The 18,013-nt window shown below is 35.9% G+C and carries 19 protein-coding genes; 2 read left to right on the forward strand and 17 right to left on the reverse strand.

Annotated features, from left to right (window positions below):
- Positions 1 to 10 precede the first annotated feature (10 nt).
- The 14 genes from ACRXC1_RS13670 to ACRXC1_RS13735 all read right to left on the reverse strand — a co-directional run bounded on the left by ACRXC1_RS13670 (position 11) and on the right by ACRXC1_RS13735 (position 12,780).
- On the reverse strand, positions 11 to 1,474 hold the full coding sequence (locus ACRXC1_RS13670; protein WP_433659588.1) for a hypothetical protein: 1,464 nt from the start codon (positions 1,472 to 1,474) through the stop codon (positions 11 to 13).
- A gap of 7 nt (positions 1,475 to 1,481) precedes the next feature.
- Complete coding sequence (gene flhA, locus ACRXC1_RS13675) at positions 1,482 to 3,557, reverse strand: flagellar biosynthesis protein FlhA (RefSeq protein ID WP_392910394.1); 2,076 nt, start codon at positions 3,555 to 3,557, stop codon at positions 1,482 to 1,484.
- Between the two features lie 20 nt (positions 3,558 to 3,577).
- Positions 3,578 to 4,654 carry a flagellar biosynthesis protein FlhB gene (gene flhB / locus ACRXC1_RS13680; protein WP_392910396.1) on the reverse strand — a complete coding sequence of 359 codons (1,077 nt, stop codon included), beginning with the start codon at positions 4,652 to 4,654 and terminating at the stop codon, positions 3,578 to 3,580.
- 10 nt (positions 4,655 to 4,664) lie between these two features.
- Positions 4,665 to 5,441: a flagellar biosynthetic protein FliR gene (locus ACRXC1_RS13685; protein ID WP_021268508.1), complete on the reverse strand. Its 777-nt coding sequence runs from the start codon at positions 5,439 to 5,441 to the stop codon at positions 4,665 to 4,667.
- Between the two features lie 10 nt (positions 5,442 to 5,451).
- Positions 5,452 to 5,721 carry a flagellar biosynthesis protein FliQ gene (gene fliQ, locus ACRXC1_RS13690; RefSeq protein WP_392910399.1) on the reverse strand — a complete coding sequence of 90 codons (270 nt, stop codon included), beginning with the start codon at positions 5,719 to 5,721 and terminating at the stop codon, positions 5,452 to 5,454.
- Positions 5,722 to 5,729: 8 nt separating this feature from the next.
- The gene (fliP, locus tag ACRXC1_RS13695) at positions 5,730 to 6,479 is read right to left on the reverse strand and encodes a flagellar type III secretion system pore protein FliP (protein WP_392858401.1); all 750 of its coding nucleotides are present in this window, start codon (positions 6,477 to 6,479) and stop codon (positions 5,730 to 5,732) included.
- Positions 6,480 to 6,510: 31 nt separating this feature from the next.
- Positions 6,511 to 7,680: a flagellar biosynthetic protein FliO gene (locus tag ACRXC1_RS13700; protein WP_433659592.1), complete on the reverse strand. Its 1,170-nt coding sequence runs from the start codon at positions 7,678 to 7,680 to the stop codon at positions 6,511 to 6,513.
- Positions 7,681 to 7,702: 22 nt separating this feature from the next.
- The gene (gene fliN / locus ACRXC1_RS13705) at positions 7,703 to 8,083 is read right to left on the reverse strand and encodes a flagellar motor switch protein FliN (RefSeq protein ID WP_021268549.1); all 381 of its coding nucleotides are present in this window, start codon (positions 8,081 to 8,083) and stop codon (positions 7,703 to 7,705) included.
- 15 nt (positions 8,084 to 8,098) lie between these two features.
- On the reverse strand, positions 8,099 to 9,121 hold the full coding sequence (gene fliM, locus ACRXC1_RS13710; RefSeq protein WP_021267929.1) for a flagellar motor switch protein FliM: 1,023 nt from the start codon (positions 9,119 to 9,121) through the stop codon (positions 8,099 to 8,101).
- Positions 9,122 to 9,188: 67 nt separating this feature from the next.
- Positions 9,189 to 9,722, reverse strand: coding sequence for a flagellar basal body-associated FliL family protein (locus ACRXC1_RS13715; RefSeq protein WP_433659594.1), 534 nt, complete (start codon positions 9,720 to 9,722; stop codon positions 9,189 to 9,191).
- 291 nt (positions 9,723 to 10,013) lie between these two features.
- The gene (locus ACRXC1_RS13720) at positions 10,014 to 10,292 is read right to left on the reverse strand and encodes an HU family DNA-binding protein (protein ID WP_021268333.1); all 279 of its coding nucleotides are present in this window, start codon (positions 10,290 to 10,292) and stop codon (positions 10,014 to 10,016) included.
- 119 nt (positions 10,293 to 10,411) lie between these two features.
- A complete protein-coding gene (locus tag ACRXC1_RS13725) occupies positions 10,412 to 10,849 on the reverse strand; it encodes a hypothetical protein (RefSeq protein ID WP_392910406.1) in 438 nt (145 codons plus the stop codon).
- A gap of 91 nt (positions 10,850 to 10,940) precedes the next feature.
- Positions 10,941 to 11,732 (reverse strand): DsbA family protein, encoded by a 792-nt coding sequence (locus ACRXC1_RS13730; protein WP_392910408.1) that lies wholly within the window; start codon positions 11,730 to 11,732, stop codon positions 10,941 to 10,943.
- Between the two features lie 76 nt (positions 11,733 to 11,808).
- The gene (locus tag ACRXC1_RS13735; RefSeq protein ID WP_392910410.1) at positions 11,809 to 12,780 is read right to left on the reverse strand and encodes a hypothetical protein; all 972 of its coding nucleotides are present in this window, start codon (positions 12,778 to 12,780) and stop codon (positions 11,809 to 11,811) included.
- 119 nt (positions 12,781 to 12,899) lie between these two features.
- Between ACRXC1_RS13735 and ACRXC1_RS13740 the strand changes: the two genes are divergently transcribed.
- Entirely contained in the window at positions 12,900 to 13,613 is a 714-nt protein-coding gene (locus ACRXC1_RS13740) for a hypothetical protein (RefSeq protein WP_433659598.1), read from the forward strand.
- 13 nt (positions 13,614 to 13,626) lie between these two features.
- On the opposite strand, the gene ACRXC1_RS13745 is transcribed toward ACRXC1_RS13740, so the two are convergent.
- Together ACRXC1_RS13745 and ACRXC1_RS13750 are read right to left on the reverse strand one after the other, a co-directional pair.
- Entirely contained in the window at positions 13,627 to 14,778 is a 1,152-nt protein-coding gene (locus ACRXC1_RS13745) for a SpoIID/LytB domain-containing protein (protein WP_433659600.1), read from the reverse strand.
- Between the two features lie 78 nt (positions 14,779 to 14,856).
- Positions 14,857 to 15,720, reverse strand: a complete 864-nt coding sequence (locus tag ACRXC1_RS13750; RefSeq protein WP_433659601.1) for a hypothetical protein — start codon at positions 15,718 to 15,720, stop codon at positions 14,857 to 14,859.
- Between the two features lie 163 nt (positions 15,721 to 15,883).
- Here ACRXC1_RS13750 and ACRXC1_RS13755 point away from each other — a divergent pair, with 163 nt between their 5' ends.
- Positions 15,884 to 16,096: a hypothetical protein gene (locus ACRXC1_RS13755; RefSeq protein ID WP_021267851.1), complete on the forward strand. Its 213-nt coding sequence runs from the start codon at positions 15,884 to 15,886 to the stop codon at positions 16,094 to 16,096.
- Between the two features lie 4 nt (positions 16,097 to 16,100).
- Here the strand turns inward: ACRXC1_RS13755 and uvrC are convergent, their stop codons facing one another.
- Positions 16,101 to 17,981 (reverse strand): excinuclease ABC subunit UvrC, encoded by a 1,881-nt coding sequence (uvrC, locus tag ACRXC1_RS13760; RefSeq protein WP_433659604.1) that lies wholly within the window; start codon positions 17,979 to 17,981, stop codon positions 16,101 to 16,103.
- Between the last annotated feature and the right edge of the window lie 32 nt (positions 17,982 to 18,013).

Consider the following 18,013-nt stretch of genomic DNA (forward strand, 5'->3'; position numbering starts at 1 on the left):
ACAAAAAAAGCTACAGCTTAAAAATACCGGCCAAAATCCTTTCGGCGGTTGCAGCTTCTAGGTCATCAGGAACAATCTCACCCGTTCCAAAAAATTTGTAAGGTAACGAGCTAAAGTCAATTGCAAGATTAAAGAGTGACCCATAATTCAAGCACTGATCTAAGTGTGTTACCACTAAACCATTTGCAATATTTGCATAACGATTTAGTACTTTTCTATTATACAACTCTGTATTGATTCCCGATAGACAGATTAAAATTTCCACATTTTCAAAACTACGTCTTAATCCATCAACGAACTTCTTGATTTCATTGATTTCTTGATTTGTTGCCTTGTAGTCGATAAAAACATTTTTCTTTGTTTCTATTGATTTTCTTGTTTGGGCAACAATTTCAGAAATTGATTCACAGATATTTGATTCAACATTAAAAAACTTCTCTGAGAAAGAAGTATTATCTTTAAAGCCAGTGTTGGCCTTGTTTCTGATAATTACAGAATCCTGTTTAAGAGCAGAAAGCTTCGTTAGCATTGAGCTCTGTCCACATGAAGCATCAGAAATAATTACTGTAACTGTTTTAGACTCTTCATTATCGACAGATGAAAAGAGTGGCATTGCTGTTCTAACTTCACCCATCATTTCTTTTAAAGCAAATTCAAATACTGTATCAGGATTTTCTTTTTCTTCATCAGATAATTCAAAATTTGCTTTACGAACAACCTTTTGAATATATCTTTCTTCGATATCTAAGCTTCTAAAGATTGTCACCATCTCTTTAACACCAAGGGCCTGAGGTTTAGTCATCCCCTGCACACTTTGAGTTAATTCAAAGATTTTCTTTTCAAGCTCATCAATTTTATTTCTTTGAGTTTCCATTAACTCATTTACTTCTTCGTTATTTGCACGAGTTTCATGATAAGACTGAGGTTGAACTGGTCTTGCTTGTTGAACTTGTGGTCTTTCAACAATTACCTCTTCCTGAATTTCTTCTTCAAGAGAAAAGTCACCATTTAAGAAATCATTAAAGTGTTCAGACTCAGCATTTGCAGTCGCCTTCTTCACTTCTTCACGGTCAATTGAATTTAGAAAATCATCAAGTCCAGAGTTAGCTTGTGAAGAGTTTTCTTCAACAGCACTTACCTTTCGGTTAAGGCCTAAACTTCCATATCCGTTTAGTGAGTTAGCTTGTGATTGTCCATTAGTGTTTTGATCGTGTGAATTTATCATATTTGCAATATAAGATGAGTTATTTTTATAAAATGAATCTTTTTGTTCCGAGTTTAGAACGTTATCAACCTTGGCCTTTTTAGTGTAGTTTTTCTCAGAAATAGCAGCAGTAATTTCAATCTTTTTCTTTTTGAAAGCGCCCTTAATTCCCTTATTAGTCTGTGTCTTAAGAATAATTGCGTCAGGTCCTAGTTCGGCCTTAATATTCGCTAATGCCTCATCTAAAGAATCTGCTTCAAATTTTCTCACGTACATCCTATAACCTCACCGTTCCAAGTGACCTAATATTCACATCCGGACTTAATTCATTATGACTTACTACAATCAAGTTTGGTATGAATTTTTCTGTCAATTTCTTAAAGTGACCGCGAATAACTGGTGAACAAAGAACAATCATCTTTTCTCCCATGTTTGTGGCCTCCTCTATTTTCTCATTTAAACTGGCCAAAATCGATTGGGTAATTCTTGGGTCTAAAGAAACTTGTTGACCATTTTCTGTTTGTATGAGATTGCCAGCAACCTGTTCTTCTATTTTACGATCTAACGTAAATATCGGCAAATCACCATTGGCAGACTTTATAGACTCAGTGATAGTGCGGTATAGCGATTGTCTGACATTTTCAGTCAAGAGATCTGTATCCTTGATTCTTGTTCCATGTTCAGAAAGAGACTCTAAGATCGTACGAAGGTCTCTGATGGAAACATTTTCCCTTAAAAGATTCTGTAACACCTTTAAAACTGCCCCTAGAGGAAGGATTTCAGGAACAAGATCCGCAACAATTTTTGGATAGTGTTCTTTAAAATTATCCATAACTCGAACAAGTTCTTGGCGGCCAAATAATTCATGTAAGTTAGTTCTTAGAATCTCAGTTAAGTGAGTTGCTAGAACAGTTGAGAGATCTACTACAGTATAACCATTAAATCCTGCATCATCCTTCTGGTCTTCAGTAATCCATACAGCAGGAAGTCCAAATACTGGTTCAATTGTTTCAATTCCATCAATTGGCTCAATCACACTTCCTGGGTCCATTGCTAGGTAGTGATCAGGAACGAGCTCCCCTTGAGCAACTTCAACGCCTTTAATTTTTAGAGAGTAACCACCTGGAGCAAGCTCAAGATTGTCCTTAATTCGTACAGATGGAATGATAACACCCCAATCAAGAGCAAATTGCTTTCTCATATATGTGATACGCTCAAGAAGATCACCGTTTTGAGATGAATCAACTAAATTGACTAGCCCATAACCAACCTCAAGCTCAACAAGCTCAAGATTAAGAAGATCTTCAAGAGACTCAGGAGTTGATTTCTTTTCTTCTTCAACAACTGTTTCAGCAGCAAGCTTCTCTTGTACAATTTCGTTTTCCATTTTATTTGAAACATATACTAGAGCTAGCCCAACAGTGATAAATGGTAATTTTGGTAGCCCTGGAATCATTGCAAAGATTAGGAGTACACATCCAGCAATTAGAACAGCTTTTGGGTGAAGTTTAAACTGCTTACTCATTTGAGCACCAAGATTATCTTCACTTGTATTTCTTGTTGCAATAATACCGGCAGCAGTTGAAATAATTAGAGCAGGAATTTGTGAAACAAGTCCATCTCCTACCGTTAGAAGAGTATATGTTTCAGCAGCACTTCCAAAACTCATCTTGTATTGACCAACACCAACGATGATCCCACCGATAATATTAATTGCTGTAATTAAAATACCAGCAATGGCATCCCCTCGAACGAACTTTGAAGCACCATCCATAGACCCGTAAAAGTCTGCTTCCTCAGCAACTTCAGCACGTCTTCTCTTTGCATCTTCATCGTTAATTAGGCCAGCATTTAAGTCCGCATCGATGGCCATCTGCTTACCAGGCATTGCATCGAGAGTAAACCTTGCCCCTACTTCTGCAACCCTTCCAGCACCTTTCGTAATTACCATAAAGTTGATAATAACAAGAATGATAAAGACAATAATACCAACAACAAAATTACCTTCAACAACGAATTCACCGAAACTTCTGATGATCTCACCAGCTGCACTTGTTCCCTCACTTCCTGAACGAAGTAAAATATTACGAGTTGAAGCAACGTTTAGTGAAAGTCTAAAAAGAGTCGTTACGAGAAGAACTGCTGGAAATGTAGAGAAATCTAAAGGTTTCTTCGTATATACAGAAACTAAAAGAATAATAATTGCGAATGATAGTGTAATTGCTAAAAGTAAATCGAGTACTACTGGAGGTACTGGAATAATCATAACAGCAAGAACTGCTAGAATACCGATCGCTACTGCGAGATCTGAATTCTCTGTTAAAACTTTTAATCTTTTAAAGATATCATCCATGATATTTTCCTAAACTCTAATTAGCTAATCGCTTTTTGCTTCTTTTTAAGCTTATAAACAAACGCTAGTACTTCAGCGACTGCTTTATATAAAGTACGAGGGACTCCTTCCCCTACTTTAACTGATTTATATAGTGCTCTTGCTAAAGGAACATTTTCAACAATTGGAATATTATGTTCTTTCGCAATTTCTCTGATTCTTAATGCAAGGTGATCAGCACCTTTCCCAACAATACCTGGAGCAATCATCGTCTCTTGGTCATATTTAATAACGATAGAAATGTGAGTTGGGTTTGTCACAATAACATCTGCAGTTTGGATATCAGCAAGCATTCTCTTTTGTGCTTGTTCACGTTGAATTTGACGAATTCTTTGTTTTACCTCAGGAGAACCATCTTGCTCTTTTGACTCTCGCTTTGCTTCTTCTTTTGTCATCATAAGTTTTTTCTTATGAGCATATTTTTGATAAGCAAAATCCCCAGCGGCAACGACGATAAGCCCAGCAAGAATTGAATAACCAAGCTTTACAAGAATATCTTTACCAATAACAAACGCTTGAAGGAAGTCAACGTGTAGGAAGCCTACAAATTGCGTAATATCATCCTTCATATATAAGTAAACAATTCCAAGAACAATAATAAACTTGAAAACACCTTTAATCGCCTCAACAACGGCCTTCATCGAAAATAAATTTTTAGTCCCTTTAATCGGGTCAATTCTTTCTGGTTTAAACTCCAGAACTTCAGGTGCGTAGATAAATCCAATTTGAGCAACATTTGCAATAATACCTGCACATAGCGAAACGATACACACAGGTGCAGCACATACTAGTGCAGTCGTTGCCGTTTTATTTGCTATAGTTTTTAGTGATTTTTCAGTAAAAGCCGTTGCTGGATTAAGGTGCATAATCCATCTAATAAACTCTTCCATTTCTTGATAAATAAAAAGAAGAGAAAGAGCTAGAGTCATGATACAAGCGGCCAACACTAACACACTCGTTAGTTCTTTTGAGGATGCAACCTCCCCCTTTCTTCTCGATTCGTCAATTCGATGCTGGGAAGGGTCTTCCGTTTTTTCTTGATCTGTATCTTCGGCCACGACTTACCCCTTAAATGATAAAGTTAAACCACTCACCAAGTCTTTCCGTATACATTCTAAATGCTACTTGAAAGAACTCATCGCTTGTTGCCGTAAATACTAGTAGACCTAGGCCAATATTGACGACAAAGCTAACCATAATGATATTCATTTGTGGAACAGTACGAGCAATAATTCCTAGAACCGTACTGATGAGCATATTTGTAAAAATTAATGGTGTAGCCAGCATAATCGCTGCAATAAAAATTGATTTGAACGCTTCGATATAGAAGATATGCGACTTTGCAAATACACCAAAATCATAAATATGAATCGTATAAAAAGATTGAAAAATCCCTTTAAACATTGGTAATAAAGCACCTGATGAAACAACCATAACGAGAACAGTCCATTGTATTAGCCTTTCGAAAGGACCTACTTGCTGACCCGAAGATGGATCGAAGTAGCGAATGGCCGCAAATCCAATTTGCTGGGTAATGATACTACCTGCCGACAGGAAGATACCCATAATTGATTTTACCAAATATCCAATTATCAATCCAATAAGTGTGTAAATAATAGTGAGGGCCCAAAACTGGTCCTTACCCACAAACATAATATCTTTGATAACTTCACCCTGAATATACGGGTAGAAGCAAAAGCTCATTACTAGTGTTGATAAGATCTTAACAATCATAGGAATCGGTAAGTTATCGTAAATAGGAAGTTGAAAATTAATGGCCAGCAGCCTGGTAAAAATTAACCAGAATGCAATGATTGGGACAATGTCAGTTATTTGAATTGTCATCTAATTTGGCCTACCTTCCATTAACAAGACTTGGAATAGAAATGATTAGATCTTTCGTAAAAGTTGTTAGTTGATCCGTCATCCACGGAGCAGTTAGAACAAGGGCCCCAACAATTACTAAGATCTTAGGTATAAATGAAAGTGTTTGTTCATTGATTTGGGTTACAGCTTGGAAGATTGAAACCAAGATACCCATAATAAGAGCACCTGCTAACATCGGTGCTGATATCATTAATCCTATTGTGATTGCTTGTCTTGCGATGTCAGAAAAAAAGTCCATGATTACTCCTAATTAAACGAACGTAAAAGTGATCCAGTAACAAGTTGCCAACCGTCCACAAGAACAAATAGTAAAAGTTTAAATGGTAATGAAATAACAACCGGAGGAAGCATCATCATCCCCATGGCCATTAGAACAGATGCCACAACCATATCTAGAATTAGAAATGGAATATAAAGTAAGAATCCAATTTGAAATGCTGTCTTTAATTCAGAAATAATGAATGCCGGAATTAAAAAGTGAATAGGTACGTCATCAATTGATTGTGGTGCCTGACGATTCGTTACATCATAGAAAAGTCCAATATCGGCTTTACGAACCTGCTTATTCATAAACTTTCTCAGTGAACCTTCAATACGATCAACTGCTAAAGTCGTCGTTATTTTCTTATCCATATATGGCTTTACTGCATTAGCATAAATCTCTTCACCTGTAGGCTGCATAACAAAGACAGAAAGGAAAAGAGCAAAACCGATGAGAAGTTGATTTGGTGGCATACTTTGCGTACCAATTGCTTGTCTCATGAATGATAGAACAACGATGATTCTTGTAAAACAAGTACAAAGAATTAAAACCGCCGGTGCAAGAGTAAGTACTGTAAATAGAATAGTTAATTCGATCGTATCAACAAGATCAACTCCCTGTCCAAAATTAACAGAAAGACCTGGAAGGCCCAGGTTAGTTGATTGTTGAGCAAAGATCGTACTTAGCCACCCCCCAATACTAAATATTAATAATGCTCTTAAAAAATTCTTCATCCAACTTCCTATTGAATTGATTTTAATAAAATTATTGTAAAGACTTCATGTCCTTAACTTTCTTCTTAATTTGTGCTGTTAAGCTTACTTTCTCTTCTTGAGTCGCTTGTCCAGCAAGACTATTTAAGATGTCTTGTTGTGATGAAGCTGTCGAGTTACTTGCTTCTTTCATATTCTGAGCAACTTCTTTTAGCTTAAATTCTTTAGAACCAGAGTTTGCCGTATCTAAATTTGTATCAAAATTAGATCCCGTTAGCGCCTTCTCACCTTCTTTAAAAAATTCTGTTGTATCTTGAATTTCAGTTAAGAAGTCCATTCCCTTTTCAGACTGGGCCATTAGGAAAACTTGCTTTTGAACTCTAACAACAAGAAGACTTCTCTTTGGAGCAAGATAAGTTGTCGATAGAACCTCAACCATTTTTGCATTTGAGAACAGACCAAGTCCACCCTTCTTTAACATTCCCTTTCTAAAGAAATTCATTAGAAAGAAGATACCTGCTGCAAATAGAGCAAAGAACCCAATAAATTTAAAAATATAAGTCGACATCTGAAATCCACCTTTTTCAACACCTGAAGAAAGATTGCTTACAGTGTCTTCAATCTGCTCATTCTTTTCTTTGGCAAGAGCTAGTAAAGACTCACTAGTCTTTTCAAGCTTTACATTATTCTTATTTTTGTTATTAGTTACTTCTTCTTTATCTTTTAGTAGCTTTGCAAGGTAGCTTTCATCATAAGCTTCAGCATTTTTTTGCTTTACAGGAGCTCTCTTAGTAGGAACAGCTTTAGTTACTGCAACTTGTTTCTTATTCGCAGTAATTGGAAAGTACATCTTAATTTCATTATCACTAACTTCTAAACTTACTTTATCTTCGTTACCCTTAATGTCGTACGGGAGAATTGCACGAACACGAGCTACATCCTTCGTAAATTGATATGCTAGAAGTTTCGTATCAAATTTTTCATTAACAGATACTTGTTTTTCAATCTTTGGCCATACGATTGTATCTTTTAACGCTACTTGAATAATATCATCTTTAATTGTTAACTCAGGAGTTGTATCAAACTTTCCTTTAAGCCCAACCGTAACAATACCTGTTGAACCATTTTTAGTTAACTTAACCTTCCCGACTTCAACTCTAGCAAATGCATTCGTTGTCATAAGTGAAAGTGCTAAAAATAATAATTTAAGTTGTCTGGCCATAATTAGTTCCTACGTTTCTCTACTACTTTAGATTTTCAATTCTCTCGATTGGCGAAATAATATCAGTTAAACGAATACCAAATTTTTCGTTTACAACAACAACTTCACCTTTTGCTACTAACTTTCCATTTACTAGGATCTCAAGAGGCTCACCTGCTAGTTTATCAAGTTCTAGTACTGAACCTTGTCCTAATTGTAGAAGGTCTTTAATAATTACTTCTGTTCTACCTAGCTCTACTGTTACTTTCAGTGGAATATCTAGGATAAAGTCTAGGTTTTGAACCTTAAGCTTATTAATGGCATCGTCACCTGCTCTGATTTCATCAGCAAGTTTTTCAACTTCCATTGTGTTGAAGTTCTCTAGCCCTTGTGTTTGGTTATTTAGTTCTGTTTGATCACTCATTTATATCTCCCTTAATTATTCGACTTCAATATCCATAGAAACTTTAGGTGTCTTATCAACGTGAGTTACTTGCACCGCTCTGTTTCCTTTGTATGTTCCAATAAGACACTTCAACTTTTCTACACCTTGGATTGCTCCCTTAACCTCGCTTGATGCTTCCTGATTAAGAGGAATAATATCTCCAGTTTGTAGAGTTAAAAGATCTCCTACAGTCATTTCAGCTTCACCAAGCTTTACAACAATCTCGGCCTTCGTATCTTTAATGTGCTCATTCATAGCACTAGTCCAGATACTATCTGCCATGTCATTATCTGTTTGGTAATTTGATGAAAGCTTTTGCTTAATCGGCTCAATCGTTGAGTAAGGAACAACGATCATGATCGTTCCCGAAGCTGATTCAAATTCAACTTCAAGAGTTGTCGCGATAATTACATCTGATGGAGGAACAACACCAACGAATTGTGGGTTAATTTCAGTTCTAACGTATTGAGCATCAATACGGTGAACCTGTGCCCATGCCTCTTCAAGGTCAGCAATGGCCATATCCATAACCTTTCTCATGAAAGAAAGTTCAATCGCTGTAAATTCTTTTCCTTCGATCTTTGTGAAAGGACGATCTGTACCACCAAAGTATGAATCGATAATTGCATAAGCAAGCTTTGATTCAAATACTAGTAGAGCAGGACCTCTTAGTTCATTAAACTTCATGATACACATACACGATGGAATCGGAAGCGTGTTTACAAACTCACCAAACTTTAAAAGGTCTGTTGAGATCATTGAAATCGTCGAGATCTTTCTTAGAGAGTTTGAAAGTGATACACGAAATGAACGAATGAATCTTTCGTAGATGATTTCAAGAATAGGCATTCGCCCACGAATGACTCGGTCTTGATTTGTTAAGTCATAGGGCTGAATATTCTCGTCTTCAGCTTCATCATCGAAATCCCCACCTTCACCTAGAAAATCATCTGCGTCACCATCGTTTACAGCGTTTAATAGAGCGTCGACTTCGTCTTGACTTAAAACCTGTGCCATCGTTCCCCTCCTAGGATTTGATGATCTTGGCATCCTGCCAAAAATTAAACTTAATACTTTATATTAACTAGTTGATCTGGAAACCAACGTAGTAAACATCTAAAACTTTTCCATCAACTAAGTATGAGTTGATAGCTGATTTGATCTCTTCTTTTAGGTATTCCTTACCTTGTACTTTAAGGAGATCATTTGGCCTCTTAGAGTTCAAAATACTAATGATTGAATCTCTAATCTGAGGCTTTCTTGCCTTGTATTCTTCTTCCTTCGCATTCAGAGAAAGCTTAAGAACAGCATTTAATCTAATATAGCGTTGAGGACCATCACCTTGTGCAAGGTTGGCCGTGAAGCTATCAAGTGGAAATAGCTTTCCTTCTTCTTCCTGTGCTTCACCAGTCTGTACAACCTCTTTATTTTGAGATTGTTCGGCCATTTGTGCCTTAACGATATCTTCCACAGACGACTGCTGTGAGATCTTTAAATGTGTTTGGTACTGAAAGTAAGCGATAACACCCATTAATACGATATTCAGTAGTAGAGCTACTGTTAGTAGAGGGTTCTTTCCACTTCCTTGGTATGAATTGTCAGCACTTCCATCTGCCATAATCTATAAATCCTTTACTTCACACAGAAAAAAATTCCTTTAAAAACTGTGCCTCGTCAAAAATTATACATCTAGCGGCCATTTTCTACAAGATAGTAAAGTGTGTTCCGGAAGATTCTGCCCATTAATTTTGAAATTTTAAGACTTTATGAGGAATGTAAAAAAGTAGTGGTGTCAAAATGTCGACGTTTTCTTGACGCTAGAGAGGGTTGATAGGCAAAAAATACCCCTAAAAATAAGAAAGCCTCCGTAATGGAGGCTTCTTATTATGAAACTAATTTCAAACAAAAATTAGAACATTTCCTTCCAAGCTTTACCTGGCTTGAATTTTGGAAGTGTCTTAGCTTTGATTTTGATTTTTTCACCAGTTGCTGGGTTGATACCAGTTCTAGCTGCTCTTCTTACTTTTGTGAAAGTACCAAAACCGATTAGTGAAACATCGTCACCTTTCTTAACTGCTTTCTTGATTGTCTCAAGAGTAGTTGATACGAATGCATCTGCATCTTTCTTAGTTAGGTGGCTTAATTCTTTGTTTTTTAAGATTGCTTCTACAAGTTCTTTTCTGTTCATTTTAACTCCAAATAGTTAGTTATTTAGTTGTTGTAGAAATAGGATGAAGTTTGAAACACGCTTTGACAAGGCTTTTTAGCGTTTTTTTTAACTTTTGAAGATTTTTTTTATTTTCATGCTTATTTTAAGTTTTTTTCTTGCCAAACTACTATCTCTTCCTCTAGTGCGATTCTCACGGCTTTTAGCCACTCTCCTTCAAGTTCTTTATGATCTTCAAGGTCTTTAATTTCAACAAAAAGTTGAATAAAGACTGGACCTAGTTGTTGATAGAAAGTTTCCATTTTTGGAATATTAATATCGACAGGAAGACGATGAGCAAGCTTATCCAAGCTTTTTTCAAGCTCTAAAATCTCTTGTGCTAAATCAAAAATAGAATTGATTTTTAACAAAGATGATAAATGATTAATGTAAGCAACATCTAAAACATTTTGTTCTAATAAAGAATGTGGAATATCATCGTGAAGAAAATCTTCAATTGTATAATCAATTTGTCTTGCTGATTCACGAAAGAATTCTTTGTTAACTTTCACTTGATTATGATCAAAGAAGTTCACCATTTTAACCTCCAATGATCATATTATAACACGGAAAAATAAAAAGGCCCACCTAGTGGCGGGCCTTCATATTTAAACTGAACTTGATCAGTGATTAGATATCAAGTTTACCTTTTTCTTTAAGAAGACCAAGGATCATCTCAAAGTGAGAAAGTGGGTAAGCACCTTTAACAGGTACACCATTGATTACGAAACCAGGAGTTCCTTGAATCTCAAACTTTCTTGCTTCAGCTTCGTCTTGTGCAATTCTTTTCTCAACTGCTTCAGACTTAACATCCTTAGCAAGTTTAGTCATGTTAACACCTAGATCTTTCGCTGTTTTCTTTAGGTATTTTTCTTTTAGATTTCTTAGCTTTTGCTGACCTTCTTGAGTAAAAAGAATGTCGTGAAATTTGAATGCTTTTTCTTCAGATTGAAGTCTAATTGCTTCGTAATAAGCAGCTGCGATTCTAGCTTCTGAATGGAAAGAAAGTGGAAGGTGCTTATAAACAAATTGAACCTTTCCTTTGTACTTTTCAAGCATTGGTTTAACAACATTATCAAACCCTCTTGTACAGTAAGGACACTGAAAGTCAGAGTATTCAACTAAAGTAATAATTCCACCTTTAGTACCTCTAACTGATTCGTCTTCTCTGATTTGTGGCTTTAGAGGGTTTTCAATAAACTCGTGAAGTTTTTTGTTTTCCTCTTCTTCTCTTTTCTTCGCCATTGCTTCTTTTGCGTTTTGAGCTGCAACTTGAAGAGCTTCCATAACTTCAGCAGGGTTAGCTTTAATTGCTTCTGCTAAAATCGTTGGATCATCTTTTAATGCTTTTTTGATTTCATCTTTACCTACACAACTCGTAAGTAAAACTAATGACATTACAATGCCTAATGCTTTTTTCATTACTATCCCTTTTGTTATTATGAACAAATTTCACATCAAATTATTATTATGATTTTACTTGAACAAAGTTAAATACTCAATCATCTTTTACTGAGTACTCTTTTTCCATATAGTCCAAATACTTGTTGATGGCACGCGTCTGATGACGAACGTACTTGTAACCGATAAGGTGAACTCTTGATGTATATCGTCCACTAATAAAAGATCGCATTGTTGCAAAAATACCAAATGCTGGCGTTGCAACTTTGTTATAAAGATAGCCCATGAAAAAGCCATAAGAAATAATATTGATAATAATCGTAATCCCTACAATATCATCCTGAATTAAGGCCATGTTACTAAAGTAATCTTTAGCAATTTTACCATTCGTAAAGACTTCGTTAACCACAGAAATCACAGCATCAAAAAGAGCATAGTTAATAATTAGAATGATCATTCCAGTTAGAATACATGTAATAGCAACGTAGATACTTTTATGGACAAAGAACATCGTCTCAAAGACAGGTTTATGTATCCTCTTGTATTTAGCGGGAACTTCAATTTGAGTTAATTTCCCACTCATGCGCAGAGTTGAAGTCGTTGTAAAGAACCAATCACTAAAACTAGACAGTAATCTTAACTCAGATTTAAGTTCTCCGTCGAAAGAATTTACTTTTTCTTCAGATCCTAGAAAGTCCAAACAGTACTGTGCAATCTCATCAAATGGCCTAAGTATTAATTGCGCAAGAACAATTCCCGCAACTAATAAGAAGGCAATGGAAATAATCATCCAAGGTAGAACTTCTAATAAACCAATTTGAAGGTAGTCATAAATTAGTGAATCAATAATATAATCAATATCCTTACGATAAGTCGTAATATAGATAATTGTTGATTTTAAAAGTATCCAGTTAAGTATAAATCCTACGATAATTGAAATAAATGGAATGATCGCAAAGATGAGCCCCATCTTTAAACGAAACTTGGCCTGATCATCCTTTTTAAAATCTTTAAAGGATCCAGTGATAATCTTAAACGTTGATTCTTTTACTTGTTCATAAGCTGTCATAATTACTTACTATTTCGGTTAATTTGAAAAAATTCTTAATTAATTTTATCAATTTCTAAAGAAATCCTTAATCCTCTCCGATACAAGTAATAGCGTGAAAACTAATATTTGAGGATATTATGAAAAAGTTTAAGTTATTAATGGTTGTGACAATTGCTTCAATGCTTGTAACAAGCTGTGGACAAGACTCTAAAAGTGGTAGTGGTGGTTACTACTCAGGTTGGGGTAATGGCGGAAGCGGTTCAAATACAGGATCAACTGGAATGGACTCTCAAGGTCAGGCCTTATTTGATAGTCTTGTGAATGCTCAAGCTTTTAGTTGTCAGTACGGCCGATACGACAGTAATAATCTAAATAATTATGGCCAGTCCTATCTTAGACTCGGACAAAGAAGAGGAACGATTGTTGCTAATATTCCAGCTGGTTACTCTTATAATAATGATGTCGTTGCAGGTCCACTACAAGAAGGAATGCTACCAAATGAATCAAACCAACACCACGTTGGAGTCAATAGCTTTGGGGACATTCTTATCATTACAAAAGTACTCAATGGTAGTAATCTAACTGGTTATAATATTCGCCTTTCTCTTTGCTCACGTTCATTTACAGATGGCCGCTATAGCTACCCAATTATTGGCGATGATCGTGGACTTCAGGGAATTAGCCTACAGCAGTCTGGAGCGGTTCTAGGTTCAGGAACGAATTGTCCAGCAGCAACAGTTGATTCAGCTCACTTTCAAGTTATTGCAGCTCCATACCAATATTCACAACCAACTCAAGGAACTCTTCAACCAGTTGGTTTAAATATTAGTTTTTCAACACCATGTCCTTAATGATTTAAAAGAACTAATAAAGTTTCAAAACATTTAATTTCGGAAAATAATGGGCCAGGATTTCACGATGGCCCTTTCCTTTTTGAGCAAGACCTAAAGAACCGACCTGACATAGGCCAACTCCGTGACCATTGCCCTTTCCAACAAAGTGAAGACCTGCTCCACCGACATCAACCATATAGAAATGATTTGAAGGAAATTCGACTCGACCAAAGTAGCGACGGAATAAACTTTTTTTGATTTTGATCTTCTTTACACCATTTTGAACATAAAGATTTTTTTGATCTCTTTTATCTGGATATAAGAATAGTTTTTTCTTTAAACTTTGTTTCTCAATAAACTTCTTTCTCATTGCCCATTTAAGAAATTTCTTAAAGCGAAGTTTTGTAATTTTTGAATCCCAGTTTTTCTTCTTCTGACAGTAATCACATTTTACCGTCGAATAACCATGAACATCATTTCTCCACACATCAGAAGGAACTAATGTCGTTCCTCCACAGCTTGCATGAAAGAATGCGGGAACAAGATTTCCCTTTCCATTTGTAAGAACTAATCCTGCTGTATCTTTTGCGGCCTCAAGAGTACTGGCCGTCACATCATTAAATGTTCCATTTACTTGATGTTTTTCAGAATTTTCTAAATCATAAAGTGTGTCATTCTTAAGCCCTGAAATCATCATGTGGTGAAGAGCATAAGTACGAGCCGCTACGGCCTGTGCCTTTAAGGCTTCAATTGGCCAAGATGCATTCATTTCTTTTGCAAGTAGAGTTGCAATATAGTCATCAAGGTCCATCTCATTAACAACATCACACGAGTTACCATCAGCACTCGTCACAATATGCATCTGTCCCATAAATTGCTTACGGTCAAAACTAATAAGTCCTGTTTGTGATGTTAGAGATGCTAAGTATTGTGGTTTTACAGATTTAACTGATTGTAGATTTTGACAATTAACTTTTATCTTTTTAAAGCCTTTAAAACTTTTGCGACTTCTTGTTGCTACTACCTTACGAGTAAGATCAACGCCTTCTAGAAGAACGTTATCAAGATCTTTTGCAACCCTCACCTTTATTGTGTGACCTGATCGTATATTTTGTAATGGGCTAATTCTCGCAAGAGAATTCCATGAAGAAAGTATAATGATAGAGATAAGTAAATTTCTCAACGAATATCGTCCTGATTTGTGCGGCATCCTTGCCCTGCAACTTCTCTAGTAAAATGATATATTATTTTACTAAGCTACTCAACTTGAGAGAAATTTTATCGCTTTTTGCATATCTGTCCATGCCGTTTTCTTCATGGACTCATTTACCTCTAGTAATTTAGGATGAAATAGTGGCATGACGTCGATTAACTGAGCATTTCCATCAACTTCTATTTGAATTGAGTGAAACTCTCCATGAACGTTAGCAAGACGAACACGTTTATCTAGACATAAGTTTGTAGCAGCTGCACCAAGACTAATAAGTAGTCTAGGCTTAAAGTGAGCACAACAAGTGAAAAGGAATTCACGAGCATCTTTTTTAATAAATGGAACACGAATAAAGCGGCCACTTGAAATCTTCATGGCCTTAATCATACGTCCCATAATATCTTGATCAGATTCAATCATTGATAAAGGTAGGAAGTCTGGAAGCTCCCCTTCTTCAATCTCATCCAGTCCAAAGAAGATAATATCCACTTCACCTTGATAGTCTTTGTAGCCAGGAATTGATTCAAGGTCCCAAGAAGTACTATATTGTGAAAGAAATTTATTGATATCGTTATTAACTTTGATAGAGCGAGAGGACTCAGCGGAGCTTGAAGCTGCTGCAATATCAATCTTGCGCTTCGGAGGTGTAATAGGAACCTCTATTTTAGGCGCTAAGACTGTTTGCTCTACTGTTGCAGCTTCTTGCTGAGGAACAACGACCGTCGGCTTAGGTGCTTGCTTAGGAGCCTCAGTCACTTCTTGTGAAGCCTTACTAGAAGTAAGCTTGCGCTCTTTTAGCTTAGGATACCAAAGTGTATTTTCAAATAATTTGGCATAGTAATTCGGCTTCTCATCTCGTGAGAGTTTTAAAACGTTATTAAAATCTTTAGTTAATTTAGTTAAAAATTGCGCCATTACTTTATTTCCTATGGGTAAAATATCCCTAAGTCATTAAAAAAAAAAGCATAAATTTCAGAACATTGTTAAGCCTCCGATAAATCAACTACATCCACTGCTTGGGACACTCTGCACAATCTCAAATCCCTAGTAGTAATTATTATTTAAAGGAGTTGCTACAATGTCATTCGATCCAGATTTCCAATTTGAAAACTTTGAAGAGTTATTTGGTGATGCCGATCAAGTACATAAGGTTTTAAATGATTGTCCTGTATGTGGCTCTAAGATGGTTCACACACACCTATCGGATTATAAGAACTTGTACATACACGAGAATTCGAGATGTACTGATTGCGGGCACGGCAATCGTAAAAAAATCCACCACCTAAACTAGACAATTATTTCTGAGAGAATTCGGCCATAAGCTTGGTATGAATTCTCTCAGCAATCCCTTCCTTCACATCCAACTTGTGACTAATTTCAATTACCGATAACTGCGATAACTCTTTAAGATTCAAGTCCATATTTTCGTGAATCGTTTTTAGCGTCTTCTCTCCAATCCCTTCGATATCATCAAACCATGAAGTAAAAATACGATCTCTCTCCTTCTTATGGTGAAGTTTGCGAGAAAAACGGTGCGCCTCATCTCTCATTTGCACAACAATTCTCATAAGAGATGGTGTCTTCTTTAAAATATAAGGATTAATTCGATTAGGTATAATTAGCCTTTCATCAGAACTTGAAACCTCTTTATCTCTGAATGACTCCTCTTTACTTGTTTTAATCTTTGCAATTCCCACAACAGGAATCTCAAGTTTAAAATCTTCAAGAACGGCCAAGAAACTTGAGACTTGTCCTTTCCCACCATCAACAATAAAGACATCGGGAAGTTTTCCTTTCTTTAACCTTCGTGCAAGAACTTCTTTCATCATGGCAAAGTCGTTATTTCCTTCAGGTCTTTCTTCCAAGTGATAATAGCGATACTGTGTCTTATCTGGTTTTCCATCGCGAAAGACAATCTGAGAAGCCGTTGGAGACTTCCCTTGCCAAATGGCAACGTCAAAACATTCAAGGATTTTTGGCGTCTCTTTTAAGTTTAAAAGCTCTTTTAGTTTATTTAAACCAATCCATGGGCCATCAAGGTTTTTCACTCTAAAGCGCTGGTGTTCTCTTGCATGATCAAGTGTTAAATCATAAAGAGTTTTCATCTTACCAATTGGTTTTTGTACTTCAACTTCTTGATCAAGAACTTCATTAAAAGCTTCACTAATCATTGATAGGTCAGCTTTTTTCTCATCGAGATAAATACGACTTGGAAGCTTTTCTTTCGTATTTGAATAATATTGAAAAAGGAATGTTTGAAAGAGTTCATGATTTTCACTCTCACTATCGCCTTTACCAAAGTGATAATTTTTATGCCCTAGAAGAATTCCCGATCTCATCATATAGATTGAGATATCAACTTCTAACTCTCCAACGTGATAAGCAACAATATCAAAGTCTCTTTCCGTAGATAATTCGACGTTTTGTTTCTCATAGCTTTGAGAGAAAGACTTTAACTCTTCAATGCTATCACGAATTTCTGCGGCCCTTTCAAAGTGTTCACTTTCAGCAGCAGCAAACATCTTTTCTTCTAAAATCTTTAAAACATTTCTGCTTTGCCCCTCAAAGAAGTTAATTACGTAATTAAGATCCTTGAAATAATCTTTCTCAGAAATATAATCCACACATGGAGCCGAGCATTGCTTCATCTGATAAATAAGGCACGGACGTTTTCTCTTTCGCATCTCCTCTACTGAGCAGTCTCTCAATGTAAACGACTTTGTTAAGATGCGAGATATTTTTAAAATATTACTTCCCGTTGTAAAAGGCCCAAATAACTTAATTTTCTTTTTTCTCTTTGGCCTTCTTGTGTAAACAAGGCGTGGGAATTTTTCGTTCAAATCAATCTGAATATAGGGATAACTTTTATCGTCTTTTAGCTGAATATTATATTTGGGAATATGCTTTTTAATTAAGTTATTTTCTAAGATATATGCTTCGGCATCAGTCTTAGTCATGATAAAGTCAAAGTCTTGAATATGAGAGACAAGGATTTGGGTTTTAGGTGACTTTTCTGAACTATTAAAATAGCTGGAAACTCGACTACGAAGGTTTTTCGCCTTTCCAATATAAAGAATTTCTTCGATGCCAGCACGTTTTCGCTTCATCAAATAGCATCCAGATTTTGTCGGTAAATGTTTTGCTTTTTCCAGCAGTGCTAAAGTATTTTTCTTCATTATAATTATCTACATATTACCTTTTATTCTCT

The sequence above is a fragment of the Halobacteriovorax sp. GFR8 genome, assembly GCF_050955245.1.
Lineage (GTDB): Bacteria > Bdellovibrionota > Bacteriovoracia > Bacteriovoracales > Bacteriovoracaceae > Halobacteriovorax_A.

What these genes read in the sequence shown, in the direction of transcription:
- flhA (WP_392910394.1), bottom strand. Translation starts at nt 3,557, where the DNA reads ATGGATGATATCTTTAAAAGATTAAAAGTTTTAACAGAGAATTCAGAT.
- ACRXC1_RS13685 (WP_021268508.1), bottom strand. Translation starts at nt 5,441, where the DNA reads ATGACAATTCAAATAACTGACATTGTCCCAATCATTGCATTCTGGTTA.
- fliQ (WP_392910399.1), bottom strand. Translation starts at nt 5,721, where the DNA reads ATGGACTTTTTTTCTGACATCGCAAGACAAGCAATCACAATAGGATTA.
- fliP (WP_392858401.1), bottom strand. Translation starts at nt 6,479, where the DNA reads ATGAAGAATTTTTTAAGAGCATTATTAATATTTAGTATTGGGGGGTGG.
- ACRXC1_RS13700 (WP_433659592.1), bottom strand. Translation starts at nt 7,680, where the DNA reads ATGGCCAGACAACTTAAATTATTATTTTTAGCACTTTCACTTATGACA.
- fliN (WP_021268549.1), bottom strand. Translation starts at nt 8,083, where the DNA reads ATGAGTGATCAAACAGAACTAAATAACCAAACACAAGGGCTAGAGAAC.
- fliM (WP_021267929.1), bottom strand. Translation starts at nt 9,121, where the DNA reads ATGGCACAGGTTTTAAGTCAAGACGAAGTCGACGCTCTATTAAACGCT.
- ACRXC1_RS13715 (WP_433659594.1), bottom strand. Translation starts at nt 9,722, where the DNA reads ATGGCAGATGGAAGTGCTGACAATTCATACCAAGGAAGTGGAAAGAAC.
- ACRXC1_RS13720 (WP_021268333.1), bottom strand. Translation starts at nt 10,292, where the DNA reads ATGAACAGAAAAGAACTTGTAGAAGCAATCTTAAAAAACAAAGAATTA.
- ACRXC1_RS13725 (WP_392910406.1), bottom strand. Translation starts at nt 10,849, where the DNA reads ATGGTGAACTTCTTTGATCATAATCAAGTGAAAGTTAACAAAGAATTC.
- ACRXC1_RS13730 (WP_392910408.1), bottom strand. Translation starts at nt 11,732, where the DNA reads ATGAAAAAAGCATTAGGCATTGTAATGTCATTAGTTTTACTTACGAGT.
- ACRXC1_RS13735 (WP_392910410.1), bottom strand. Translation starts at nt 12,780, where the DNA reads ATGACAGCTTATGAACAAGTAAAAGAATCAACGTTTAAGATTATCACT.
- ACRXC1_RS13740 (WP_433659598.1), top strand. Translation starts at nt 12,900, where the DNA reads ATGAAAAAGTTTAAGTTATTAATGGTTGTGACAATTGCTTCAATGCTT.
- ACRXC1_RS13750 (WP_433659601.1), bottom strand. Translation starts at nt 15,720, where the DNA reads ATGGCGCAATTTTTAACTAAATTAACTAAAGATTTTAATAACGTTTTA.
- ACRXC1_RS13755 (WP_021267851.1), top strand. Translation starts at nt 15,884, where the DNA reads ATGTCATTCGATCCAGATTTCCAATTTGAAAACTTTGAAGAGTTATTT.
- uvrC (WP_433659604.1), bottom strand. Translation starts at nt 17,981, where the DNA reads ATGAAGAAAAATACTTTAGCACTGCTGGAAAAAGCAAAACATTTACCG.